22 protein-coding genes and 1 other annotated feature are annotated in these 26850 nt (G+C 36.4%); of the genes, 19 read left to right on the top strand and 3 right to left on the bottom strand.

All coding sequences use genetic code 11. The annotated features are described in order from the left end of the window. Positions 1 to 92: 92 nt before the first annotated feature. The 10 genes from IGJ18_RS08540 to IGJ18_RS08495 all read left to right on the top strand — a co-directional run bounded on the left by IGJ18_RS08540 (position 93) and on the right by IGJ18_RS08495 (position 13138). A complete protein-coding gene (locus IGJ18_RS08540) occupies positions 93 to 4445 on the top strand; it encodes a PolC-type DNA polymerase III (protein ID WP_063627709.1) in 4353 nt (1450 codons plus the stop codon). 143 nt (positions 4446 to 4588) lie between these two features. Continuing rightward, entirely contained in the window at positions 4589 to 5062 is a 474-nt protein-coding gene (rimP, locus tag IGJ18_RS08535) for a ribosome maturation factor RimP (protein ID WP_010718882.1), read from the top strand. 21 nt (positions 5063 to 5083) lie between these two features. After that, complete coding sequence (gene nusA / locus IGJ18_RS08530) at positions 5084 to 6271, top strand: transcription termination factor NusA (protein WP_010718883.1); 1188 nt, start codon at positions 5084 to 5086, stop codon at positions 6269 to 6271. A gap of 23 nt (positions 6272 to 6294) precedes the next feature. Further along, entirely contained in the window at positions 6295 to 6588 is a 294-nt protein-coding gene (rnpM, locus tag IGJ18_RS08525) for an RNase P modulator RnpM (RefSeq protein ID WP_010718884.1), read from the top strand. Further along, positions 6585 to 6896 (top strand): YlxQ-related RNA-binding protein, encoded by a 312-nt coding sequence (locus IGJ18_RS08520; RefSeq protein ID WP_010718885.1) that lies wholly within the window; start codon positions 6585 to 6587, stop codon positions 6894 to 6896. Before rnpM ends, IGJ18_RS08520 begins: the two co-directional genes overlap by 4 nt. A gap of 12 nt (positions 6897 to 6908) precedes the next feature. Beyond that, positions 6909 to 9263: a translation initiation factor IF-2 gene (gene infB, locus IGJ18_RS08515; protein WP_438843186.1), complete on the top strand. Its 2355-nt coding sequence runs from the start codon at positions 6909 to 6911 to the stop codon at positions 9261 to 9263. 19 nt (positions 9264 to 9282) lie between these two features. After that, the gene (gene rbfA / locus IGJ18_RS08510; protein ID WP_010718887.1) at positions 9283 to 9630 is read left to right on the top strand and encodes a 30S ribosome-binding factor RbfA; all 348 of its coding nucleotides are present in this window, start codon (positions 9283 to 9285) and stop codon (positions 9628 to 9630) included. A gap of 661 nt (positions 9631 to 10291) precedes the next feature. Further along, positions 10292 to 11215, top strand: coding sequence for a tRNA pseudouridine(55) synthase TruB (gene truB, locus IGJ18_RS08505; RefSeq protein ID WP_010718888.1), 924 nt, complete (start codon positions 10292 to 10294; stop codon positions 11213 to 11215). Positions 11216 to 11217: 2 nt separating this feature from the next. After that, on the top strand, positions 11218 to 12153 hold the full coding sequence (gene ribF / locus IGJ18_RS08500; RefSeq protein ID WP_010718889.1) for a riboflavin biosynthesis protein RibF: 936 nt from the start codon (positions 11218 to 11220) through the stop codon (positions 12151 to 12153). Positions 12154 to 12352: 199 nt separating this feature from the next. Further along, on the top strand, positions 12353 to 13138 hold the full coding sequence (locus IGJ18_RS08495) for a glucose-1-dehydrogenase (RefSeq protein WP_034698325.1): 786 nt from the start codon (positions 12353 to 12355) through the stop codon (positions 13136 to 13138). Positions 13139 to 13499: 361 nt separating this feature from the next. Here IGJ18_RS08495 and IGJ18_RS08490 read toward each other — a convergent pair whose 3' ends face one another. Continuing rightward, complete coding sequence (locus IGJ18_RS08490) at positions 13500 to 13955, bottom strand: helix-turn-helix domain-containing protein (protein ID WP_010718891.1); 456 nt, start codon at positions 13953 to 13955, stop codon at positions 13500 to 13502. A gap of 788 nt (positions 13956 to 14743) precedes the next feature. Here IGJ18_RS08490 and IGJ18_RS08485 point away from each other — a divergent pair. After that, positions 14744 to 15961: a radical SAM protein gene (locus IGJ18_RS08485; protein WP_438843185.1), complete on the top strand. Its 1218-nt coding sequence runs from the start codon at positions 14744 to 14746 to the stop codon at positions 15959 to 15961. A 14-nt stretch (positions 15962 to 15975) separates the two neighbouring features. Beyond that, positions 15976 to 16251: a hypothetical protein gene (locus tag IGJ18_RS08480; RefSeq protein WP_010737768.1), complete on the top strand. Its 276-nt coding sequence runs from the start codon at positions 15976 to 15978 to the stop codon at positions 16249 to 16251. A gap of 135 nt (positions 16252 to 16386) precedes the next feature. On the opposite strand, the gene brnQ is transcribed toward IGJ18_RS08480, so the two are convergent. Then, a complete protein-coding gene (brnQ, locus tag IGJ18_RS08475) occupies positions 16387 to 17745 on the bottom strand; it encodes a branched-chain amino acid transport system II carrier protein (RefSeq protein WP_034698322.1) in 1359 nt (452 codons plus the stop codon). A gap of 134 nt (positions 17746 to 17879) precedes the next feature. Then, positions 17880 to 18118: a binding site (T-box leader), on the bottom strand. 508 nt (positions 18119 to 18626) lie between these two features. On the opposite strand from brnQ, the gene IGJ18_RS08470 reads away from it, so the two are divergent. From IGJ18_RS08470 to IGJ18_RS08445, 6 genes are all read left to right on the top strand, one after another. After that, positions 18627 to 18968: an LPXTG cell wall anchor domain-containing protein gene (locus tag IGJ18_RS08470; protein WP_438843184.1), complete on the top strand. Its 342-nt coding sequence runs from the start codon at positions 18627 to 18629 to the stop codon at positions 18966 to 18968. Further along, a complete protein-coding gene (locus IGJ18_RS08465; protein WP_010718897.1) occupies positions 18934 to 19602 on the top strand; it encodes a WxL domain-containing protein in 669 nt (222 codons plus the stop codon). The genes IGJ18_RS08470 and IGJ18_RS08465 overlap by 35 nt, the downstream gene beginning before the upstream one ends. A gap of 17 nt (positions 19603 to 19619) precedes the next feature. After that, positions 19620 to 20330, top strand: a complete 711-nt coding sequence (locus IGJ18_RS08460; RefSeq protein WP_010737764.1) for a WxL domain-containing protein — start codon at positions 19620 to 19622, stop codon at positions 20328 to 20330. Continuing rightward, a complete protein-coding gene (locus tag IGJ18_RS08455; RefSeq protein WP_240274115.1) occupies positions 20327 to 21367 on the top strand; it encodes a DUF916 and DUF3324 domain-containing protein in 1041 nt (346 codons plus the stop codon). Before IGJ18_RS08460 ends, IGJ18_RS08455 begins: the two co-directional genes overlap by 4 nt. Before the next feature lie 8 nt (positions 21368 to 21375). Continuing rightward, entirely contained in the window at positions 21376 to 23133 is a 1758-nt protein-coding gene (locus IGJ18_RS08450; protein ID WP_228196807.1) for a hypothetical protein, read from the top strand. A gap of 505 nt (positions 23134 to 23638) precedes the next feature. Then, on the top strand, positions 23639 to 24901 hold the full coding sequence (locus IGJ18_RS08445) for a sensor histidine kinase (RefSeq protein ID WP_063627240.1): 1263 nt from the start codon (positions 23639 to 23641) through the stop codon (positions 24899 to 24901). 59 nt (positions 24902 to 24960) lie between these two features. Here the strand turns inward: IGJ18_RS08445 and IGJ18_RS08440 are convergent, their stop codons facing one another. After that, positions 24961 to 25725 (bottom strand): LytTR family transcriptional regulator DNA-binding domain-containing protein, encoded by a 765-nt coding sequence (locus IGJ18_RS08440; RefSeq protein WP_202606086.1) that lies wholly within the window; start codon positions 25723 to 25725, stop codon positions 24961 to 24963. Between the two features lie 409 nt (positions 25726 to 26134). Here IGJ18_RS08440 and IGJ18_RS08435 point away from each other — a divergent pair, with 409 nt between their 5' ends. Next, positions 26135 to 26818 (top strand): hypothetical protein, encoded by a 684-nt coding sequence (locus tag IGJ18_RS08435; protein WP_438843183.1) that lies wholly within the window; start codon positions 26135 to 26137, stop codon positions 26816 to 26818. Positions 26819 to 26850 lie beyond the last annotated feature (32 nt).

The raw sequence follows: 26850 nt of genomic DNA, 5'->3' as shown, positions 1-26850 counted from the left end.
ATGTAAAAACGGGTATACTAAATAGTACTGAAAGAAGAAGAGGTTCAAATGAAATAGCATTGATTTGTCCTCGTCAGAAAGGGCGTATGGTTTTGTCAGAAAAACGAGAGTTATTTGAAAAATTGTTGGAACAAATCCAACTAGAAGAAGTGGAAAAAAATCATCCACTAATCTCTGCTGGCGAAATGGAGCGTGTAGTGGTTCACCGCAAATCAAGATTGTGGGAGTTTACCCTACACTTTACTCAAATTTTACCGATCATGCTTTATCGATCATTGCTCCAAAATTTGACACTGGCATTTAAAGATATTGCACAGATCAGATTAACTATCAAAGCTGATGATCAGCAGTTTGATGAAAAATTATTACAAGATTATTGGGCACAAGCTTTAGAAAGCCAACAATGCGATACGCCGTTGGCTCAACAAGTTTTAAAAACACAAGTCCCTATATTGAAGGAAAAGAAAATTGTCTTGCCAGTCGATAGCAATGGCGCGATTAATTATTTAAAGCAACAATATCTACCTTTAGTTGAAACGCTGTTTGTCAGCTACGGGTTCCCTAAATTTCGTATCGAACCTGAAATTGATGAAGAACAAGCAGAACGTGTGCTAAAACTGTTTGAAGAGCGGAAGCAAGAACAAGCAGAAGCGTTCATGAAGCAAGCTGCGGAAAGTTTGATTGTCCATGAACAAAAGAAAAAAGAAAGAAAAGAGCAACTTCCTGTACTAGATGGACCGATCCAGTTAGGTCGTAATATTCCAGCAGATGAACCGACAACACCAATGATCAATATCGTTGAAGAAGAACGTCGTGTGACCTTGGAAGGCTATGTATTTGATAAAGAAGTGCGTGAGCTACGTTCAAAACGTAAGATTCTAACGTTAAAAATCACCGATTATACTTCTTCTTTTATTGTTAAGAAATTTTCAAATAATGAAAAAGATGAACAAATCTTTGATGCAATCAGCGTAGGAAGCTGGTTAAAAGTTAGAGGAAGTATCCAAGAAGATACATTTGTGCGAGACCTGGTGATGAATGCACAAGATATCATTGAGGTGAAGCATGCACCTCGTAAAGACTATGCTCCTGACGATGAGAAACGAGTGGAATTACATGTTCATAGTAATATGAGTACGATGGATGCAACCAATAGTATCTCTGACCTTGTGGCTCAAGCTGGAAAATGGGGACACAAAGCGATTGCGATCACGGATCATGGAGGGGCACAAGCATTTCCTGAAGCGCATAGTGCCGGTAAAAAAGCAGGCGTGAAAATTCTTTATGGGGTTGAAGCCAATGTTGTAGATGATGGTGTGCCGATTGCTTACAATGATGAACATGTTTCTTTGAATGAAGGAACATATGTCGTATTTGACGTGGAAACCACTGGACTATCTGCTGTTTATGATACGATCATCGAATTAGCTGCGGTCAAGATGTATAAAGGGAATGTCATTGAAAGCTTTGATGAATTTATTGATCCTGGACACCCACTTTCCCGCACAACGATTGATCTAACTGGGATCACAGATGAAATGGTACGAGGATCTAAATCAGAAGAAGAAGTCCTACGTCTGTTTCTCGAGTTTTCAAAAGATTCGATTCTGGTCGCCCATAATGCCGCGTTTGATATGGGATTCTTGAATACAAGTTATGCAAAATATGGAATCCCAGAGGCGACGAATCCAGTCATCGATACGCTGGAATTAGCCAGATATCTGTATCCTCAATTTAAACGATTTGGTCTTGGTGTGTTATCTAAAAAATTTGGTGTCAGTCTTGAACAGCATCACCGAGCGATTTACGATGCTGAAGCGACAGGTCATTTAGCATGGATTTTCGTTAAAGAAGCAATGGAAAACCATGAGATGCTCTACCATGATCAACTCAATGCTCATGTGGGAGAAGGCGATTCGTATAAACGAGCAAGGCCATTTCATGTGACGATCTTAGCGAAAAATCAAGCTGGATTAAAAGATTTATTCAAATTAATCTCGATGTCGAATGTGGAATATTTTGAACGTGTCCCACGTATTCCTCGTTCACAACTGAAGAAATTACGTGAGAATCTTTTCATTGGCTCTGCTTGTGATAAAGGTGAGATTTTCGAAGCAATGATGCAAAAAGGGATTGAAGAAGCTAGAAATCGAGCAAAATTTTATGATTATATTGAAGTGATGCCAAAAGCGGTCTATGCACCATTGCTTGAGCAAGAACTAGTCAAAAATGAACATGATTTAGAAGAAATCATCAAAAATCTAGTTGAAATCGGAAAGTCATTGGACAAAATCGTCGTTGCTACTGGGAATGTTCATTACCTTAATGAAGAAGATGCAATCTATCGGAAGATTTTGATTAATTCAATGGGTGGGGCTAATCCGTTGAACCGACATAGTTTGCCTGATGTGCATTTTAGAACAACAGATGAGATGTTGACTGCTTTTAACTTTTTAGGAAAAGATCTAGCGAAAGAAATCGTCGTTGACAATACGAATAAGATTGCTGACCTTTGTGAAGAGGTCATTCCGGTGAAAGATGATTTGTATACGCCAAAAATTCCTGGATCTGAAGAAGAGATTTCTGATTTGAGTTATACCAGAGCTAAACAGTTGTACGGTGATCCATTACCAGAAATCATTGAAAAACGATTAGAAAAAGAATTGAATTCGATCAACGGGAATGGGTTTTCTGTGATCTATTTGATTGCGCAAAAACTGGTGCATAAAAGTAACGAAGATGGTTATTTAGTTGGTTCACGTGGATCAGTTGGTTCTAGTTTTGTTGCGACAATGACTGGGATCACTGAAGTAAATCCATTGGCCCCTCACTATTATTGTCCTGATTGCCAGTATTCAGAATTCTTTGAAGATGGTACTTACGGTTCGGGGTTTGATATGCCTGAAAAAAAATGTCCGAAATGTGGCGCACGATTAAATAAAGATGGCCATGATATTCCTTTTGAAACGTTCTTAGGGTTCCATGGAGACAAAGTACCAGATATCGATTTGAACTTTTCAGGTGATTACCAAGCAGAAGCGCACAACTATACGAAAGTTTTGTTTGGGGAAGAATATGTTTATCGAGCAGGAACAATCGGTACAGTTGCCGATAAAACAGCTTATGGCTTTGTTAAAGGTTATGAGCGAGATCATAATTTACAATTTCGCAGTGCTGAAGTTGATCGATTAGCCAAAGGTGCGACTGGCGTGAAGCGAACGACTGGACAACATCCAGGGGGGATCATCGTTATTCCCGATTACATGGACGTATATGATTTTACACCGATCCAATATCCAGCAGATGATCAAAATTCAGAATGGAAAACAACGCATTTTGATTTCCATTCTATCCATGATAATGTACTGAAGCTTGATATTCTGGGACATGATGATCCGACAGTAATCCGTATGTTGCAGGATTTATCGGGAATCGATCCACAAACGATCCCAACTGACGATCCAGAAGTAATGAGAATTTTTGCCGGTCCAGATGTCTTGAACGTTACCAGTGAACAGATTTATTCTAAAACAGGGACACTAGGTATCCCAGAGTTTGGGACACGCTTTGTTCGGGGAATGTTGGAAGAAACACATCCAACGACTTTTGCTGAACTCTTACAGATTTCCGGATTATCACATGGGACCGATGTGTGGTTAGGCAATGCAGAAGAATTGATCAAACGTGGGGATGCAACTTTGGCTGAAGTAATTGGTTGTCGGGATGATATCATGGTTTACTTGATCCATGCTGGATTAGATAGTGGGATGGCTTTTAAGATTATGGAAACCGTTCGTAAAGGGCTATGGAACAAGATCCCTGATGAATTACGAGAAACCTATCTATCCGCCATGAAAGAAAACAATGTTCCTGATTGGTACATTGATTCTTGTTCTAAAATCAAATATATGTTCCCAAAAGCCCATGCAGCGGCTTATGTTTTGATGGCCTTACGTGTAGCTTATTTTAAAGTCTATTTCCCTATTTTATACTATTGTGCCTATTTCTCAGTTCGAGCGGATGATTTTAATCTTGTGGCTATGTGTAAAGGGAAAGATGCGGTAAAACAAGCGATGAAAGAAATCACAGATAAAGGTTTGGATGCCTCAGTCAAAGAGAAAAATCAGTTGACCGTCCTTGAATTAGCGAATGAAATGTTGGAAAGAGGCTTCCATTTTGGCATGATCGATCTATATAAATCAGATGCCGTGAACTTCGTGATCGAAGGAGACACATTGATCGCACCATTTAGAGCTGTCCCAAGTTTAGGAACAAACGTTGCAAAACAAATCGTTGAAGCACGAAAAGATGGACCATTCTTATCAAAAGAAGATCTTGCTACACGAGGAAAAGTTTCTAAAACGTTGATTGAGTATATGAACGACAACGGGGTATTGAAAGACCTTCCAGATGAAAACCAACTTTCCTTGTTTGATATGTTCTAATCAAGGGTTAGCGTGGAAGCTTGTCATTTTAAATGAAATATGGTATAGTTATTTATAGGTAATGATACTAACTGTGAGTGAGCGGAATTTTCGCTCACTCTTTTTAATGGAATTACGGAAGCAATTTTAAGGAGGCGAACTTTTTGAGTAGCGTCGTTGAAACAGTCACAGCAATGGTGACTCCGATTTTAGAGGAACAAAATTTTGAACTTGTCGAAGTAGAATTTGTGAAGGAAGGCAAAAGTTGGTTCTTACGAGTATTCATTGACAAAGATGGCGGAATCGATATCGAAGAATGTGCATGGGTTAGCGAAAAACTTAGCGAAAAACTTGATGCAGCAGATCCAGATCCTATCCCACAAGCTTATTTTCTAGAGGTATCATCTCCAGGGGCAGAACGCCCATTAAAAAAAGAGAAAGATTACGAAAAAGCGCTTGGAGAATATATCCATGTTTCTCTTTATCAACCAGTTGATGGAGAAAAACAATATGAAGGATTTCTCCAATCAGTTGATGCTGAACAGCTGATATTGAAAATACGCATAAAAACACGGGAAAAAGAATTAATTCTTGACCGAAAAAATATTGCCAAAGCTCGCTTAGCGATCCAATTTTAATCACGGAGAGGAAACAGAAAAATGAGTAAAGAAATGCTAAACGCATTAGATGCATTAGAAGCTGAAAAAGGGATTTCAAAAGAAATCGTGATCGACGCTTTAGAAGCTGCTTTAGTTTCTGCATACAAACGCCATTATGGTCAAGCTCAAAATGTTGAAGTTGAATTTGATCAAAAGAAAGGGAAAATTCACGTCTATGCTGTGAAAGAAGTTACTGAAGAAGTAATGGATTCACAATTAGAAGTATCATTAAAAGATGCGCTTTTGATTAATCCGGCATATGAGATTGGTGATACCATCCGTTTTGAAGTGACACCAAAAGACTTTGGACGAATTGCTGCACAAACAGCAAAACAAGTTATTTTACAACGTGTCAGAGAAGCAGAAAGAACCATCATTTACAATGAGTTCAGCGCGTATGAAAAAGACATTATGCAAGGTATCGTTGAACGTCAAGATAAACGATATATCTATGTAAATCTTGGAAAGATCGAAGCTGTTTTATCGAAACAAGATCAAATGCCTAATGAATTTTATCAACCGCATGATCGTATCAAAGTGTACGTTTCTCGTGTAGAAAATACGTCAAAAGGTCCACAAGTCTTCGTTAGCCGTAGCCATCCAGATCTATTACGCCGTTTATTCGAACAAGAAGTGCCAGAAGTTTACGATGGGATCGTTGAGATCGTAAGCATTGCTAGAGAAGCAGGCGATCGCTCAAAAGTAGCCGTTCGTTCAAATGATGAAAATATTGATGCAGTTGGAACTTGTGTTGGACCAAAAGGCCAGCGTGTGCAAGCGATCGTGAATGAATTAAAGGGTGAAAACATGGATATCGTTGAGTGGAACGAAGATCCAGCGGTATTTATCACGAATGCTCTGAATCCAGCGCAAGTGATCGATGTGATTTTTGATGAAGAAAATCCTAAAGCTTGTACCGTTGTCGTTCCAGATTACCAATTATCCTTAGCGATTGGTAAACGTGGACAAAATGCACGTTTGGCTGCCAAACTAACAAATCACAAAATCGATATCAAGTCAGAATCAGATATGGCTGAATATTATGAAAAACAAGCGCAAGATCAAGAAGTAGCTTCTGAAGAAGTCGCTCATGATGAAGCGATCGTTCAATCTGATTATACAGATGATGAATATGAAACGATTGCTTTCAACGATGAAACAGTTGAAAATACGGATCAAGATGCTTAACAATTAGCTTAGGAGGCGAAGAGATGAAACAAAGGAAGATTCCTTTACGCAAATCTGTGGTTTCAGGTGAAATGAAACCCAAAAAAGAGATGATTCGAATTACCCGTTCCAAAGAAGGGGAAGTATCGATTGATCCCACTGGGAAAATGCCAGGCCGTGGTGCGTATGTCTCACTTGAGCCAGCTGAAGTACAACAAGCTTGGGATAAGAAGATTCTTGATCGGGCGTTAGAAACGACTTTGACAGATGAATTCTACCAAGAGTTACTCGATTATGTAACCCATCAAAAAGCACGAAAAGAGCTATTCGGTAAATGAATGAAGGAAATCGGCAAAAAGCCATGAATCTCATTGGGTTAGCGATGCGCGCTGGTAAGTTGATTACCGGCGAGGAGTTGACCATTGCAGACATTCGTAAACAAAAAGCAAAGATCGTGTTTGTAGCAAATGATGCGAGTGAGAATACGAAGAAAAAAGTGAAAGATAAGAGTTCATATTATGAAGTTCCTTGCTTTGAACTATTTTCCGAAGCTGAAATCACGCAGATGATTGGGAAGCCTCGCAAAGTATTTGGAATCGTAGATAACGGTTTTGCGAAGAAAACCAAGGAGCTAATTGAAGGTTAGGAAGGTGATTGCATGAGCAACAAACGAATTTATGAACTAGCAAAAGAATTAAATCAGCCTAGTAAAGACGTTGTGGAAAAGGCGCAGCAACTTGGGATTAATGTGAAGAATCACATGGGAGCAATCACAACTGGTGATGAAAAGAAGTTGCAACAAGCGTTCAAAAAACCACAGACGAATAAAAAAACAGCACAGCAAGCCAGCCAAAAGCCAGCCACAAACCAGCCGAATGAACAAAAGAAACAAGAAACAAAAACGAAACAACAAAAAAATAACCGCAACTATCAAGATCGCGGTCAAGGGAGCGGTCAAGTGAATCAAGGAAAAAACCAATCAACAAACCAAAACCGAAGTAATAATGGAGGCGGAAATAACCAAAACCGTCAAGGAGCAACACAAAGTGGCAATCAAAACCGCCAAGGATCAACACAAGGCGGAAACCAAAATCGCCAAGGATCAAACCAAGGTGGTAACCAAAACCGTAACAACAATAATAATCGTGGTAAATTTAACAATAACAACCGCAATCGTTTTAACAAAAAAGGGAAAAAAGGAAAACAACAAACTTCCAATAAACCTGCTGTACCACCACGTAAATTCCGTGAGTTACCAGAAGTATTAGAGTATACTGAAGGCATGAACGTTGCGGATATTGCGAAGAAAATCCATCGTGAACCAGCAGAGATCATCAAAAAATTATTTATGCTTGGCGTAATGGTCAACCAAAACCAAGCACTAGATAAAGATACGATTGAACTCTTAGCAACAGATTATGGGATGGAACCACAAGAAAAAATCCAAGTAGATATCGCAGATATCGACAAATTCTTTGAACCAGAAGAATTAAATCCTGATACATTGGTTTCTCGTCCACCAGTTGTAACAATCATGGGACACGTCGACCACGGGAAAACAACATTACTTGATACATTACGTCATTCACGAGTAACAAGTGGCGAAGCTGGTGGGATTACACAACATATCGGTGCCTACCAAATCGATATTGATGGCAAACCAATCACATTCTTAGACACACCTGGACATGCTGCATTTACAAGTATGCGTGCGCGAGGAGCAAGTATCACTGATATCACGATCTTAGTTGTAGCAGCAGATGACGGTGTTATGCCACAAACAGTCGAAGCAATCAACCATGCGAAAGCAGCTGGCGTACCAATTATCGTTGCTGTTAATAAGATTGATAAACCAGGGGCAAATCCTCAACACGTGATGCAAGAATTAAGTGAATATGAATTGATTCCAGAAGCTTGGGGTGGAGAAACGATTTTCGTTGAAATCTCTGCTAAATTTGGTCAAAATATTGACGAATTGCTAGAAATGATCTTGCTGGTTGCGGAAGTAGAGGATCTAAAAGCAGATCCTAAACAACGAGCAATTGGTACAGTAATTGAAGCACGTCTAGACAAAGGAAAAGGACCTGTTACAACATTACTTGTTCAACAAGGGACTTTAAACGTAGGTGACCCAATTGTAGTAGGAAATACCTATGGACGTGTGCGTGTGATGGTCAACGACTTAGGTCGTCGTGAAAAATCTGCTGGACCAGCAACACCAGTTGAGATCACTGGGTTAAACGATGTGCCACAAGCAGGTGACCGCTTTGTTGTCTTTGAAGATGAAAAAACTGCTCGTGCAGCCGGTGAAGAACGTGCCAAACGTGCGTTGTTAGAACATCGTGCGATCACTAGTCGGGTAACATTGGACAACTTGTTTGAAAGCTTAAAAGAAGGCGAATTAAAAGAAGTAAATGTTATCATTAAAGCTGATGTACAAGGTTCTGCAGAAGCATTGGCTGCTTCATTGCAAAAGATCGATGTAGAAGGCGTACGTGTGAAAATCGTCCATTCTGCAGTTGGTGCCATCAATGAAAGTGATGTAACCCTTGCAGCAGCAAGTAATGCGATCATCATTGGGTTCAATGTTCGTCCTACACCACAAGCTAAAATTCAAGCGGATAATGAAGAAGTGGACATTCGTTTACACCGAATCATTTATAAAGCAATCGAAGAAATCGAAACAGCGATGAAAGGGATGCTAGATCCAGAGTTTGAAGAAAAAATCACTGGTCAAATGATCGTTCGAGAAACATTCAAAGTATCAAAAGTTGGAACGATCGCTGGGGCTTATGTCACAGAAGGATACATTCGACGTGATAGTGGCGTTCGCGTGATCCGTGATGGTATCGTCATTTACGAAGGACAACTAGCTAGCTTGAAACGTTTCAAAGACGATGTAAAAGAAGTTAAAATGGGTTATGAATGTGGTGCAATGATCGAAAAATTCAATGACATCAAAGTCGATGACGTCATCGAAGGCTTCATTATGGAAGAAATCAAAACAAATTAATTTTAGGAGGCCGCTCAATATGGCAAACTATCGAGACCGCCGAGTCGGTCAAGAAATTTTAAAAGAAGTAAATGATATTTTACGCAAAAAAGTTCGTGATCCTCGTGTAGAAAACGTGACAATCACTGATGTCCACGTTACGGGAGATCTACAACAAGCAACCATCTATTATAGTATTTTATCTGACTTAGCTTCAGATAAGAAAAAAGCACAGGAAGGCCTAGCAAAAGCAAGTGGACTGATTCGCCGTGAATTAGGACACAACTTAAGCATCTATAAAACGCCTGAATTAACTTTTGAATTAGATGAGTCAGTGGGGTATGGTAACCACATTGATGAGTTGCTTCGTAATTTAAATAAAGATTAAAACAAAAAGAGCTATAAACCTTAAGAAGTGGGGTTATAGCTCTTTTTTAGTAGTTTTTTAGTTTTAGCTTTTTATAAAGCAGAGATACCGCAGTTACACCATCATCCAATTTTTTAGAAAAAAAGTTCAAACTACACAATGCAAGTAGTTTAAAATGACAAACGCACAGTACCATAATTTTACTGTACAGAATACATGAGAAAAAAATGAGCAATTTGTACGTGTCTCGAACAGGTTGTGAAAGAAGCGGTCAACTCCAAACGAATAAGAGAGAATCTTTTAAAATAGCTTTTCTTATTTTGAAAAATTCTCTCTTATTTTTAAGAAGTGGCTTCTTGGACACCGTTTATTAAGAGTTAGATTTATACTTCAGACTCTTTTCGAGATTCGTATATGATCCTCAGTTTTTTGTTTTGGGGAAGACTAGGATCATTTATTCCTTAAAAGCTGCGACTCGTTTTAATCAAAGGCTGCAAATGAAGGATTCAAGCTTGCCTTTGTCTAAGAGAATAACATGAATTGTATTTACAGGTTTGTGAAGTTTTATTACAAGTTTGTTGCCAAATAATAAAAACGTAGCGAAAAAAGGTAAAATCGTCACATTATTGTGGGATGTGTTATAATGACAAAGTTGATATTTTATTGGATAGGGAGAAAAAACATGGACGGATTATTACCTTTGTGGAAAGAACGTGGCATGACAAGTCATGATTGTGTATTTAAATTAAGAAAAATCTTACATATGAAAAAAATTGGTCATGGTGGTACGTTAGACCCTGATGTTGATGGTGTGTTACCGATTTGCCTTGGAAAAGCGACTAAAGTTATCGAATATTTAAGCGATGCAGGAAAAGTATACCAAGGAGAGATTACATTAGGATTTAGTACAACGACAGAAGACAAATCTGGTGAGGTCGTCGAAAGTAAAACAGTTGATCGATTAATCAGTGATGAAGAAATTGATGAAACGATGAAAAGTTTTATCGGGGAAATCACTCAGATACCACCGATGTATTCAGCTGTCAAAGTGAACGGCAAACGTCTTTATGAGTATGCCAGAAACAATGAAACAGTTACACGTCCCGTGCGTAAAGCGCAGATTGAACGTTTTGAAAGAACAAGTGACGTGCATTGGGACCAAGAGAAGGGGTTGCTATCTTGGCGTTTTGAGGTAGTATGCGGGAAAGGGACTTATGTACGAACGCTTGCTGTTGATACTGGGAAAAAATTAGGCTATCCTGCTCACATGTCCGATCTAACTCGAACAGCTAGTGGAGGAATGAAGAAGGAGCAGGCAATCACTTTACAGCAAGTAGCAGATTATATGCTTGCAGGAACCTTTGAAGAACATTTATTGCCACTAGAAGCTGGTGTTGCTCGTTTTAAGAGAGTAGACATTAGTGATCGTGTTTGGGAAAAAGTTAAAAATGGTATGCGCTTAGATTATCAGGTATTTAACTTAGCAGAAATGCCGACAGAAGAGATCGCACTTTTTTACCAAGACAAAGTAGTAAGTATTTACCAGCCAAATCCAAAAGAAAAAAATAAATTAAAACCAAGCAAAGTGTTGAGGAATGAGGTATAAAAATGAAAATTATCAAAATTAGACATCCTTATCAAGCAGATCAGATCCCACCAGAAGACGTTGTACTTGTTTTAGGCTTTTTTGACGGGGTACATCTAGGCCATCAACGTGTTATCAATCGGGGAAAAGAAATTGCTAAAAAAGAAGGATTGAAATTAGCTTTGATGACTTTCAACCAACATCCTTCAATCGTCTTCAAAAAAATAAATCCAAGTCAAGTAAAATATTTGACTACTCTGGAACAAAAAGAAGAAAAAATGGCCTTATTAGGTGTTGATTATTTATACGAAATCGATTTTACGTCATCGTTTGCTCATTTAGCTCCACAAGAATTTGTTGATCAATATATCGTAGGACTTCATGCAAAATATGCTGTTTCTGGTTTTGACTATACTTACGGACCTAAAGAAATTGCAGATGTAGCGCACTTACCAAGTTATGCAAAAAATCGATTTGAAATCATCACTGTACCAAAAGAAGAAGACAGTGGCGAGAAGATTAGTTCGACACGGATACGTGAATTATTAAACGCAGGAGAAATAAATGAAGTAACACGTTTATTGGGGGCTGCTTACGAGGTCGAAGGGGTGGTAGTCCATGGCGATGCTCGTGGCCGCCTGCTAGGATTCCCAACAGCTAACATCAAAGTTAAAAGTACTGTTCATCTTCCAAAAGAAGGTGTCTATGTTTCAGAGATCAAAGTTGGTGAAACGTGGTATCAAGCAATGGGATCAATCGGTCATAATGATACCTTTGGTGATGATCGTGAACTTACCGTTGAATTATATATTTTAAATTTTGCTCAAGATATCTATGGAGAGCATGTAAAAGTCCGTTGGCATCATTTTTTGAGAAACCAAGTGAAATTTCCAAACGTTGAATCATTGATTGAACAACTGAAAGCAGATGAAAAAGCGACAGCGGATTATTTTAAATAAAAGTATTGAATTTAACTGAAGACAATAAAAAAGCCTTTTTTGGTGAAATCATTCGAGTCAGCAAGTAGCTTGCTGACTCTTTTATTATAGAAAAAAGTAAATCGATCGAATAAGCGTATCGTTTGCCTAAAAGACAGGGTGCTATTGTACACTTGATATAGGAAGTATGCAGTAGGTGAAAAAGAAGGGTGGAAAGTATATGTATAAAGATCTAACAAATAAGGTGGCAGTAGTAACTGGAGGATCAAAAGGGATCGGTAAAGCAATCTGTGAACGCTTTGGTAAAGAAAAAATGTGTGTGGTTGTCAACTATCATTCGGATGAAGAAGGGGCACAAGAAGCAGTAGCCGAGATCGAAAAAAATGGTGGCAAAGCAGTAGCTGTCGAAGCGGATGTCAGTACAGAAGAAGGGATGGATCGTCTGCTCAAAGCAGCAATCGAAACATTCGGAAGTTTAGATATCTGGGTCAATAATGCTGGTATGGAAACGCAAAAACCAACCCATGAGCTGGAATTAGAAGATTGGGAGAAAGTGTTAAAGGTGAACCTAACAGGCGTATTTTTAGGGACAAAAACAGCGTTGAATTATTTTAAAACTCATCAGATCAAAGGTAATATTATCAACATGTCCTCCGTTCACGAACAAATCCCTTGGCCGACATTTGCTCATTACGCAGCATCAAAAGGCGGTGTCAAGCTGTTTACAGAAACAGTAGCCATGGAGTACGCACCAGAAAATATTCGAATCAACAGTATTGGACCAGGGGCGATCAAAACTCCGATTAATGCAGAAAAATTTGAAGATCCAAAAGAAAAAGAAATTCTAGAAAGCATGATACCAATGGAACGAGTGGGTAAACCCGAGGAAGTCGCCGCTGCTGCTGCTTGGCTCGCTTCTAATGAATCCAGTTATGTGACAGGAATTACTTTATTTGTAGATGGTGGCATGAAACTATATCCATCCTTTCAAGGGGGTAAGGGTTAAAGCTACTTACCATTATTATAGAAACAAGAAATAGGAAAAAAATAAATTTAGAATCTAAAAAAAAACAGTAAACGACATTCAAAGAGCTGACCTTTGCCAATAAGACAAAAATCCACAAAACATGGGGAGCTGTTTCGAGATTTTTATCTTGATTGCTCCAACGATTACTCGTCGTAGTTTTTACTTGGCGAGGAATCAGGTCAAACGCTCTTTTCGCAATCTCTTATACACGGTGTTTATGCATCGAGTTCTTGAAATAAGCCTGAATTTTTTGAAACATGGGAAGCTGTTTCAAAAAATTCAGGCTTATTGTCATCAGAGCAGATCGTTTCTTTCACAGTCTCTCTTTCAAAATAAAAAACTAATTCTTTTTTAGTGAAATGGATGTTTGTTTTTGTAGTTGTTCATAGATCCATGACCCGAAATTAGTGACATAATTAAAGTTACCACCAATTAAGATATCATATTCATTTTCTTTGAAATGCGTGTATTGGATCAATCGATCATTTTTATTAGCATAAACCTCTGAATGATAGTTAAAAAGTTGCTCTTTAAAGGCATCCATTTCGTGAAAATCATCTGTTACAAGAGATAATTTTAATGTGACAGGGACATCAAGCGTCACTTGATAATCTTTTTGGATCATTAGATTTTCCTTGTCACCGTAAAGGAAATCAAACAAATTTTGTTCAGAAAACTTCCATTTTCCTCCAACTTTTGTTCCCTTTAATTTCCCTTCGTGCAGATAGTTTCGAATTGAACGAGTCGTCACACCAAGTTGGTCGGCTAATTCTTGTACTGAATAATAACCTTTCAATATATCCCTCCTAAAAATTAAACCACTTATTTAAACACCGTGGTATAGAATTAAAATAAAGTCCTTATGACCCAAAAGTTAGTTTCAGATTGATGAGGAATTAAATATACTTTATAGATTGTAATTATACTAAAATTCTTATGAAAAAAATAGATTTGTTCGTTAAATAATCGTTATGTTTAGAATAAAATAAACAGATAAAGCAGTGTTTTTCAAATTTAAACTTAAAAAATCGTTATTTAAAATAACTTAACGGAAATTTATGATCACTATGGAAATTTGAGGTGATGAAATAAAATAAAAACAAATTTACTTATAGATAGTAATGAATCCAATCAAATAAGTCAGAAGAACAAATCAACGTGTCTTAGAAATTTTAGCGTTATATAAAAGAAACTCATAAATTGTTTAATTTTTTTTATTTTATAACTAAGGTTTTAATAATTTTTCTCTCGAACCGTCATTGACAATATTTTCATTCAAAGTTTATACTATATTTAGGAAAAAAATGAATATTATCGTGCTTTTTCCTAAAAGTTCAGAAAGGAGACTTGTTATGTTTACGAAACCTGTACTAAAAAAAATCTCTGGCAATGTTTTGTCCCCATGTTCTTGTGGGTTATTGATTGGTAACGGTTCTTAATCTAGTCTTCCGATGTCCATTTTTAATTGGAAAATAAAGTTGCCCTACAAAACTCCCCTGTTAAAAAGGCGACTTTATTTTCCTATTTAATATAGTCAAAATGTTATTATTCGTTTGTGATGCTAATAAAAGAGGTGAGTGATCTATGAAAATCAAGGAAAATTTATACGCTTATCCTTTTCTTGATGAAGTGATTCTCCATAATGTTCTAAGAAGCAGCTGGCTAGTGATTTCTAAAGAAGAGTTAGAGTTGGTGAAGCTACGAAAGTATTCAGCGTTATCCGAGTCTACGCAAAAAAAACTAAAAATCTTTCAGCTTCTATTAGATGAGCCATTAAAAGTAAAAAAAAATGAAGTCACCATTCCTGAAACCGCTTATTTGGCGTTGACACATCAATGTAATTTAAAATGTTTGTATTGTTACGCAGAAGCAGATATGACCAAGAACTATCCGGATCAATTGTCTTTTATTGAATGGTTCCAACTATTAGATCAATTAAAAGACTGTGGTGTAAAAAAAGTCATTTTTACTGGTGGAGAAATAGGACTGAATCATGATTCTTTAAAATATATCGATTATGCTTATCAACTAGGTTTATCGGTTGGTTTGATCACTAATGGAACCTTGATTGGAAAAAAAAGGAATGCACAATTCTTGGCAGATCGATGCGAATCAATGACCATCAGCTTGGATTCGATTGATAAAGAAGAAAATGACAAGAACCGTGGTAGAGGTTGTTATGAAATAGCAATGAGAGGTATCCGTAATCTTTTAGATATCGGTTTCCATAATATTTACGTTAATGCAACCGTTACCAACTGTAACTTAAAATCAGTTGATCAAACGATTGAGTTTTTTAAAGAGAATGGAATCGCCTATAAATTAGGTGGATTTAGCGAATTAGGAAGAGGTAGTATGGCAGATATTTCATTATCTTTTGAAGAAAGAAAAGAAATCGAGTGCAAAGAAAAAAGTGCTCAACGATCTGCATTTTTAAAGCCATTTACAATTAAAGAATCTTGTGGTTTGGGTTTGGGAGAGTTCGTTATCAATCCAGTTGGGGATATTTTTGCATGTAAATTATTGGAGACAGATGACTATAAATTAGGTAATATCAGAAAAAACAAATTAGCTGATATTTATAACCATAAAGAGATAGAATTGCTTGAATCTCAAAATATCCATCATTTATCTGGTTGTCAAACTTGTTCTTTTCGCTATTTATGCGGTGGTGGTTGTCGTGCGCAACATTATTATCATACCAATGATATTCATGGAGTGGATCGCTCTGAATGTCAATTATTGCAAGAGTTAATAAAAAATCAAATGTATCGTATCTGGAAACAGACAGAAATGACCTGAAGGAGCGTGATTAGGTGAGACTGAACGGCGAATTGGCCTATGAGAAATTAGGGAACGACCTCTATCTTTCCTTGAATGATGAAATCTATCTTTTAGATAATGAAGTATCGATCTATATATTTGAATTATTAAAAACAAATGTAGCACTTAGTCATGTAAAAGAAAAAGTATTAATACGATTTGCTGATTCTGGTGACTATTCTAATGAAGAAAAAGAAAAATATATCACAGAGTTTATCTCAGATCTGATCAACAATCAAATTCTCTTACAAGATCAGGTCAATCAATGAAAACTAGCAAAAGAACAATGCGTTTATCAAAAGATAATCAACATTGTTCTTTTTTGCTTCTTTCTTCTGGCTTCACTCAAATTATCAAATGAAGCGTCATATTTCGGTAAAACTTCTCTTTGTCCGTTACAAGACTCAATTAGATAGAGAAGGGTCTAACTCAGTTCTTTGTTTAAAAATTAAACAATACAGTACGCCTATGATAAAGCCACTGATTGCTGGCAGGATAAAACCAACACCACTGGAAGCAAATGGAATCGTATGAACATACCAATTGGTTAAATTTGTTGTCAAATGATTTTGAATAGGTAATGCTTTGATACCATCAAATAAAGCAGGTATGGCTGTAAAGATTGTCGTCAATTGATAAACGATTCTGCGATTTTGGAAAAAGGCAGAGCAAAGTGCTGGGATGATCATTGCCATGGAAAGAGGATAAAGAATCATTAAAAATGGCATGGTCCAAGCAATAATGGTGTCAAGTCCAAAGTTTGCGGTAATAAAAGAAAGTAATGTAGTGATTCGTAGCCATCCTTTATAGCCGATCTTAGGGAAGCGGACAGAGAAATCTTGGGCAAATGAGGCAATCAATCCCATCGCAGAAGTGAAAACTGCTAACAGCGTCATCAAGGCCATAAAAATCAATCCCACTTTACCAAAATAGGATTGGACGATTTGAGTTAATGCAATCCCTCCGTTTTCGGAGATACCAAAGCGATTTAAAGACATCGTACCTAATGCAATAATCCCCAAATAGATACCACCACATAAAACCATCGTTAATAGACCAGATTTTACAGTATTTTTAGCAATCTGATCTTCATCATGAATCCCCATTCCTTGAAGCGCACGAATGATCGTAATTCCAAAAGCTAATGAGGCTAATGCGTCCATTGTATTATATCCTTCGATAAAGCCGTTGGTAGTTGCTGCTTGTTGGTAATCCAGTACAGGCTTGGCATCCAATGGCCCTAAGGGAAGAATCAAAGCGACGATAAACACAGCGAATAGTAAAATTAAAAATAATGGGTTTAAATATTTTCCAATGATTTTTAATAAATTTGATTCACGAGTTGATAAATAATAGGCTAAGCCAAAGAAAATAACCGAAAAGATAAATAAGCCAATCGTTGTATACTTTTCTGGTAAAATCATTCCTAAACTAAATTGATATCCTAATGCAGCAGTTCTGGGAGTGGCGAATAAAGGTCCTAAGGCCATATGGTTCATAATAAGAAATAAGGTACCATACCACGCAGCCACTGGTTTAGCAAAATCGTACAACCCGCTTGAGCGTGTTTTACTTAAGGCAATCAGTGCAGCTAAAGGTAATAAAGTAGAGGAGATCAAAAAACCAATCCCAGCAGATAACCAATGACTACCTGCAAGTTGACCTAAATGAGCAGGGAAAATAAGGTTACCTGCTCCAAAAAGCATTCCGAAAATGAGTGAAGCTAATAAAAATAATTTCTTTGTTGATAATTTTTCCATCATAAATAACTCCTTAATCGTTTAGTTAACATAAATGAAATGAAGCTAAACGTCTGACTCGTCTTTGTCTAAAAATTTGCATAAATCTTTTCCTTTCTTTGGTGAAAAAACACAAAAAGCCCGTTGGAATAATTATTCCAACGGGCAATTGACATTGCGGTACCACCGTTTTTTTTTGTTTATGAATAAACAATCTCTTAGCGACTCACTAATAGTGAAGCGCATTATCCGATAACGGGGATCGCCGGCACAAACTTCTAACGTCACTTGTGCATCTCCAGAGTTACTTTCACAAATAATAGACCTACGATTTTCCACCAACCAATCGCTCTCTAAAATGCTTATTATTCGTTACTCTCTCTATCAATGATTTTTGTTCATTATAGAAGCAATGATGGACAGTGTCAAGACAAAAAAAGTAAAAAATTGAATTTTCTGTCAATAGATTTGGGTGAAACGTTCACCATTGATTTTTTTCTTTCTTCTTAATTACGGTCAATTTTTATTGCTGTAAGAGTCTTCGTTAAGGACAGAAGCGTAGTTAAGTGTCTACATAATAAATAGTGAAACGAATACTTAATGGCTTGAAAAATGTGGTGGAATATTCTTTGAGATTGTTAGAAACAGCCAACTATTGTTAGCAAAGTATTTATTTGACTGTCTCTACAACAATTTTGAAATTTGATCTATCACACCGATTTGTTATCAGTCAGTCGTTCGATTCATCTTTTAAGACAAAAAAAGCAAAAATTGCAAGGTTAAACGGTTTCAAACGCCTTTTTTTAGAATGAATATAAGTAAAATAGGATTTACCCAATTGAGCGAAGATTAAAAAAAGGAGGTTTTGTTACATTTGCTGTAAAGAGAAAGGTGAGGGTAAGTGGATGAGAAAGATGACGATTGTTTTCTTTTTGTTCCTTATTTTTTTGACCATTGAGGCATATACGCGAACAATGATTGTCTACGCTGAATCTGTACAAAGCACAGCGGGGATCCGCTTTGTACCAAATCCTTCAAATGCATCATCAGAAGATCTGGCAAAAGAGAAAGACGGGCAGACAAAAAGAATGATGCAAAGAAAGCTCCCAAAAACAATTGATCAGCAGAGTAGTTCTTTGATGATCTGTGGTGGACTCATTGTAACAGTAGCAGGAGGTTTCCTCTTACTGAGAAAAGGAAAGAAGGAAAAAAATGAAAAAAGTAGTTTTAACAATCGCACTATTTAGCACATTCGTTATTAGTGCGAAGGCAACAACCGTTTATGCAGAAATAGCCGATGATACTCATGGCACAAGTATCGCTAAAGTTGGGTTAGAGAAACAAGATGAAACGGATGAACCAACGGATCCAATTGATCCACCAGATGTACCAGGTACGTATATTCCCACAGGAAACACCGGTGCTTTACGTATTGACTATATCTCAAATATTGACTTCGGTACACAAAAAATCGCTAGTGAAACAAAAAACTATACAGCTGGGAATTCAGATGAATTTGTTGAAACACAAATATCTGATCTACGAGGAAATGGTGCAGGTTGGAACTTACAAGTTAGCTATGATAGTGAAAAAGCAGGATTTTATACTGAAAATGGTGTTGCGTTAGCTGGGGCTGAACTAAGCTTGCCAGCAGGGACAGCAAAAACGGTGACAGAGAATCAATCTCCGGCAGCTGAAACGGCAACGGTAACAGTAAATAAAGATGCGCAAAATATTATGTTTGCTGCCGCAACAACCGGTCTAGGGACTTGGGAAGATCAGATGTCAGCAGAAGCTGTTTCATTAAAAGTACCTTCTGGTAACTTGGCAGGAACTTATTCTGCCACACTTGTTTGGACATTAACAGACGCACCAGCTTAATCTAAAGGAGAAGAAACATGAAAAAAAATATTCTAGCAACTACATTATTAAGTGTGTTAGCCATTAATACCATGAGTATGACCATCTATGCAGAAGAAATGAGTGATTCAGCTACTTCAACAGCAAAGATCACATTCGAAGGGAATGATACCCATTCCAACAAACCAGTGAATCCAGATAATCCAGATGATCCAATCGACAAACCAGACGAAGTAGATCCAGATGATCCTAACAATCATGGAACTGGCGATCAAGGCCCACTTTCAATTGACTATGTGTCCAATATCAGTTTTGGTACACAAGAAATTTCACAAAATAAAAAAGTCTATGTCGCAGCAAATGCAAAACCATTTGTTCAAATTACAGATAAACGAGGAGTAGCTGGTGGCTGGTCACTAACTGCGACTGCTTCAAAATTTTCAGCAGCTGACAGCACTGAATTAAAAGGAGCAATCCTATCATTTGCGAATGGAGATACTCGAACGACTTCTGATAACATCAGCGGCAAACCTGATGCTTTTGATTTCACTTTTAACAATCATGAAGCTCAACCAGTTATGACGGCAAAAAGTCTGAATGGTCAGGGAACTTGGTTAGATGTATTTGAAGGAGAAGAAGGAAACAATACAAATGTTCAATTGACTGTTCCTGCTGGTTCTGCTCAAGCAAAAGAGTATACCGCAACGATTACTTGGACCCTTACTGCAGGTCCAACTGATGCACAATGATGCATAAACGTCATCATCGTTTTATTTGTTTAGTCACAGGCATCATCGGATTTTGGGGAATCCTTGGTGTCAATTCGCTTACCTTATATGCAGATTCAGCTGAATCTGCATATAGTGTAAGTGCAAATATACCTGAAGAACAAACAAATAAAGATGTATCTTATTTTGATTTAACTGAAGCACCAAATGAAACGCGCGACCTATCCATTCATTTATCCAATGTCGGAGAAAAAGAAAGTGTCTTTGAAATAGAGATCAACAATGCAGCGACCAACACAAACGGTGTGATCGATTATAATCAACGAACAGTTAAAAAGGATGCCTCTGCCAAATACCAAGTCAGTGATTGCTTAACCACTGATGCAAAGGAAGTAACAATTCCAGCTGGAGAAGCAAAAGACGTGCACTTTCAATTGAAAATGCCAAAAGAATCATTTGATGGGATTCTTTTAGGAGGTATCCATGTAACGAAAAAAGAGAACCAAAGTGAAAAAGTTTCTGGAACAGCGATTCGAAATAAGTATGCTTATGTTATTGGGGTTGAGCTTAGGAACAACAGTAAACCTGTCTCACCAGATTTGAAATTAATTTCTGTAAGAACTGGGTTACAAAATTCGTATGCAACGATTTTTGCACATTTACAAAATCCTACATCAACGATCATCAGTCAAGTTCATACGGAAGCGACGATCACTAAAAAAGGCTCATCAAAAGTGTTGTATACAGCAAACAAAGATCATATGTCGATCGCACCCAATACGAACTTTGATTTTCCGATCAGTGTCAACAAGAAGAAAATCGATCCGGGAACTTATATGTTAACAGTGGATGCGAAAACAGAAAATAATCAAAAGAAATGGCATTTAGCAAAAACATTTACGATCAAACCAGAAAATGCCAAAAAAATCAATGATGAAGCAATTACAGAAGAAAAAGCAGAAGTATCTTATCTGCCGATGATCATTGGGATAGGCGGCTTACTATTAGGGATCATTGTGTTCTTAAGTTACAAACTGTTCCAACAAAAAGGTAGGTGAGGAAGGAAATGAAAAAGCAAAAAGTGAATAAAAAATTAGTATTTCTAGTCGCCTATTTTGCTTTGTTCAGTCTCTTTCAGCTAGCCTTCTCTACTAAGTCAGTTGTTGCGGATTCATGGCCTGATGGACAATCAGAAGCTGACATCTATGGTGGACATATCCATGCTAAAATCACCTATGTAAAAGATGGGAATCCAAATTATACAGCGATTGGGGATACGATAACAGTTACAACAGTTTTAGAAAAAAAAGATGATACAAACCTTGAAGAAGAGTATAAGCAATCAACGTTAGTGACGGTTTTTCCTGATAAAGAGCAAGGGTTGGAATTATTAGGAGAACCCGAACTTGTTTATAAACATGGTGGTGTAACAGGTAACGGAAATTTGATGGCTCCATCTAAGGAAGTTGCCTATGACATCATAACGGCTTATAACTTTTATGGACATACAGAATTTGGAGATTCCAAGTCCTATGATGGGCGGATTACAGAAATATTGCCGCTCGCTTCAGACGGTATCTCTGATGGTCCTTATAGTGACAATTACTCGGTTTATCGATTATTGGAAAAAACGGGTGATTCAATGACGATCACCTATCGTGCCAAAGTCACAGAAAAAGCAGTCACTAAGGATAAATTTGTCTTGCGTGCTTCTGTTTGGGATAGTATGAAAAAAGATATTGGATTTACTCATTTTTTATCTGCTGAAATGCCAAGCTTTCAATCAGAAAAGTTAGCCTTATCTTTTGATGATACGAGCAAAAATCTAGAATTAGATTCCGAGCAGATCACGCTAACAGGTAAATGGAGTGGTCCTTTGGACGATCTCACAGCTTACTTAACAATCAATGGGATGATAATGAACACTGATGAACTATTGTCTTGCTTCAAGAGTGATGGCACATTTCGTGTACCTGTTGACCTGAGTCAGCTACCATCAGTTTCAGAAGTGAATAATGTGACTTTGATGATTCAAAAAAGTAATGGTGAGTCAGCACAAGATTCAACGGTCTTAAGAATGACCAAACCTGCTTCACCTCCTACGATTGAACTGGCAAATAATCTTGCTAATCAAACGCTCGTTCTTTACCCGGGGGATCAAGGGTTTACCTTGAGTGGCAAGTGGAAAGCCGATAGTGGTTCGTGGATCAATATTTATTATAAGTTAAATGGTGTTGAAAAAAAGCTGAATGATTCAGATTCGATTGCGAATACACAACCTGGAAATATGGTTGATTTTTCAAAGAATTTCACACTTGCAGACTTAGCAGCAGGAGAAAATCAATTTGAAGTTTATGTTAAAAATGAAAAACAACAACAATCAAATATTGAAACATTTAAGGTGATCAAAGAAGCGGGGGTTGTGAGATTTGTAAACGTACCAGATCTTCTGACTTTCATGTCAATCCCCGTTGCTAGTCATACGATTCAAACAAATTTGACACAGGCAGCCAATCTTTTAGTAGAAGATACAACTGGAAAACCGATGAATTGGAAACTTAATGTGTCACAAACTGAAGAGTTTAAAGATGGTAAACAAGTATTACCAGCCACTCTTTTTTATCAAAATGGTGATACGGCACAAGTCATCGAAAAAGAACATCCGATCACACTTCCTATGACTGAAGTAACAACTAATAATAATGTCCGGAATTACAGCATTCTACAAAATTCAGAAAACTATTTTTATCTAAATGTGCAACCCGGTGGATATGCTGGGGAATATTCATCACAGGTGGAATGGACAATTGTCAATGCCCCTTAGTTCCTTTTATTGATAAAAATATAGTGGAGCTGGTTAACAGGGATATTCAAATGATTGAAATCCAGATTTTTAATATTGAAATTAGCGAAATAAGCCAAAGATAGCCAAAATTACTTTTTGTATTTAAGCTATCTTTGGCTTATTTTTTTGTATTGTTTTATTAAGGATGGTGCAAATGCTGATCAAAGAAGACTGTTCATTGATTGAAATAGTTTGGATAGTTCTATGCTACTAAAAAAAGATGAATAAATGAAACTTGGATTTCCATCTAATCGAGAAGGTTAAGGTAACGTGAGATTCAGTTTTACAGTTAAGCTCTAAGGTGGTTAAATAAAAATTAAATTTTTCAAATATTCTAAATATGCTTGCGATTTTTCTAGTATTTTTTATTATTCATGTTATCTTATAACAGTAATGTTATTGGTTGTCAAAAGGGGAGGCACCAATTAATGAAAAAGTGGTATGTTTGAAAATGATAAACTGGTTTGCTTAGGGGGATGGGTTAATGGAAGTGATTATTTATATTATAGTGGTTCATCTTAATTTTGCACTGATAGGTCTCATTTTATTTGCAAAAAAAAGGATTTTTATGGATTGCTTCATTCGTTTGGGATTAACGCTACTTAATATATGGCTGATTGAATGGACGCCAGTATTTTTGGTTTTACTTTATTTTTATAATGGAAAATATATTTTTCAGGAAACAAGAAATCTATTTATTGTTTTTTTATTAAATACTTTTTGTGTAAATTTTATCGGCATTTCTGTTTTTTTGACAATTGAAGTGCCACGATTTTTAGAAAATTATGACTTGTTAGCGAATGCGATCCTAGAAATTTTGCTTTTAGTGGCAATCCTAATTGTAATGAAAGAATTAGATAAAAAGTTTCGAATTAGTAATTATCTATACGCATATAAAAAAAATCGTCTGTTTTCGACATTTTTGATTATATGTATGTTCATGTCACTTTTGTGGTATCATTTGCTTTTTTCGATGGATTCATTGGATTTCCTTTTAACCTCTTTTATTTTAGTTGCTAGTAATTCCTTTTATGGACTACTTATGCTTTTGATTTTATTGAATGAAAAAAAGGAAGAATACTATCAGATCTATTTGGAAAGCATGAAAAAAAATGAAGAATATTATCAAAAGCTAGAAGAATTTCGTCATGATTATAAAAATTATGTTAGTGTGATGGAAGACCTTGTACAGAATAAACAAATTCATAACGAAATAGAAGCCATCGTAGGGGAAGAAAAAGAGTTTTTTGAAACGCAACTCAACGATGCTTTACACATGAAGTTACAAAAAATTTATGATCCACTCTTGCAAGGAGTTTTTGTCAAATTTGTTAAGCGGGCAGAAGAGCTTGGGATACCTTATAAAATCCAAGTCAATCATATCATACCCAAGCTTTCAATGAATTCCTATGACATGATTCGCTTATTTACAAATATTATCGAAAATGCTTTTGTTCATTATGATCAAACGATGGCGAAAGAAAAAAAAGAAATCACGATCATCGTTGAGCATTTGTGGGATTGTTTTTATTTTGAATTTAGTAATCCCAGCAAAAACACTGGAAAAAATCTAACTGAATTGTTTCAAAAAGGAACAACCAGTCAGAAAAGTAGTAAGGGAATTGGGTTATACAGTGTCAAAAAAATCGTAGAAGAGAATGAGAATCTTGCATTGAATTTAAAGTATGATAAACAAGAGCAACGTTTTTACTGTATCTTAACTTTGAAAAAGGAAACAGTCCATTAACAAAAAGCCACTTGCCTATTTACTGAATAGGCAAGTGGCTTTTTGTTGTACGTATAGGACTACTGAACCAAATGATTTTCATTTTTCAGATGTTCCATAAAATCAACTAATTTTTTTATACTTCTTCGGCTAAGGATCAAGGCATCATCGTTTTTAAACACAATTTCATTGTTCTTTTTATCTACTAATTTGATATTAGCTGGATTGATGGAGTAACTCTTCAAATCATTGAAAAAATGAAAGTTTTGAAACGTTTGTTTTAGTTCTTCAATTTTTCCATGAATCAAAAAAAATTCTGTTTGACAGAAAAATTCAATGGTCGAACGAGAACCTGTGATCTTACTTAAGTAATTGACTTCTTTAGGGTCGATTAAATAGATTTTAGAAAGTGATTCGATTTTAATGAGTTTACTTTGTCCTTGTGGCAAATTCGAATGGTTGAACAATAATTCTTCCAAGCCATTTACAGCTTCCGTGATGTCTTTTTTACTATAATATTTATCTGCTCGAATATTTTGATTGATAATCTCCATTCCTTTAGTTGTGTCATTCGTCAAGAACAGGATGTAACAAGAATGATTTCTTTGACGAATTTTTTTGCTAAAATCAATCCCAGAATGAAAACGGTTCAATTCAATATCAACAATAAAAATATCTGAGTCTTGGATAGGCATAAAATCAAGGTCAGCATAGAATTTTTCTAATTGAGAAGGCAAGGGGATGGTTAACGAAATTGCTGCTAAATTAGCACTACGATTATATTGTTTACGAAATTCTTCTTGATGGAATACATTATCTTCAATATAGTACACTTTCACACACATCACCTCCAACTTTCAATCGTTCTTAGTATAGCAAGAATCAATGTGTGGATAAAGAGAATAAAAGAATAAATTATTAGACTTTTTTTATTTAATATTTAAATAATTGAAAGGAAATATGGATGTTGAAGTAAAATTTGAGCGAAAGAGTCAGAGAGAAAACGGTTATTTTAGAAGTCTAAAAATCATCTGGAAATAGTCTACAGACAAAAGCTGGGATACCTTTTTTAAAAGTTGAACCAATGCGTACGGTTTTGTTCGTAAAAAGAAAGAACATCCTATATTAGTTGGTCATATGAAGAAAAGCAAGAATGAGCAAAGAGAAAAATTAATTGAAATAGCCGTTACAAGAAAACGCTTTTATGTTAAGGTAGATACGTAAAATAGTACATTGGTTAGGGAGGGTATTCAAATGACAAGGGAAGAAAAAATATATGATGTAGCATCACAGATCATTTATGTAGTCATAAACAATCTTTTTTTTATTGTTGTAAATTTACCGCTGTTTAGTTACCTTTATTTGATGATTTATCAAGGAGTTACTTTATATCTAATCTTAATGGGTCTCTTTATGATTCTGTTTGCTATTTCATTGATCGCACTATTTGAATCGCTGTATCAGTTTATTATTAAGAAACAGGAAAGCAATCTCCGATTTTTTTGGCGGAGCATCGCTAAGGCATGTTCTTGGGATAGTTTACCTGTCTATTTGCTCATCAGTCTGATTGCTTCAATAGGATTTCTCTTTTTTATGGTTGAACTTTCTCCAATTTTTTCTATATTTGTCATTATTTATGCTATTTTAGCGGTCTACGGGATGTTGATCCTTCCTTTTGCTATCATGGAAACGACCCTTTTCCAAAACACCTTTTTAAAAACGTTGTTGAATGCGATGATTTTATCTTTTCAAAAATGGCAATTACAGCTTTTTACGATTGCCTATCTGTTATTTGTTCTTTTATTGTTTCCACGCTCGCCAGCTATCTTCTTTTTTGTCGGTTTTAGTGGCTACTGCTACTTGTTTTTAACTTTTTATGCACCATTTTTACAAACTCGGATAGCGAGTATTAAGGGATTGGATCAGAGAAATGACTAAAAGCATAACGAGGATTAAACATAACCTTTTGA

This window comes from Enterococcus sp. AZ078 (genome assembly GCF_051714985.1).
Taxonomy (GTDB): domain Bacteria; phylum Bacillota; class Bacilli; order Lactobacillales; family Enterococcaceae; genus Enterococcus_B; species Enterococcus_B hirae.
The sequence above is the reverse complement of the archived record's forward strand: the minus strand, read 5'-3'. Positions and strand labels throughout refer to the sequence as shown.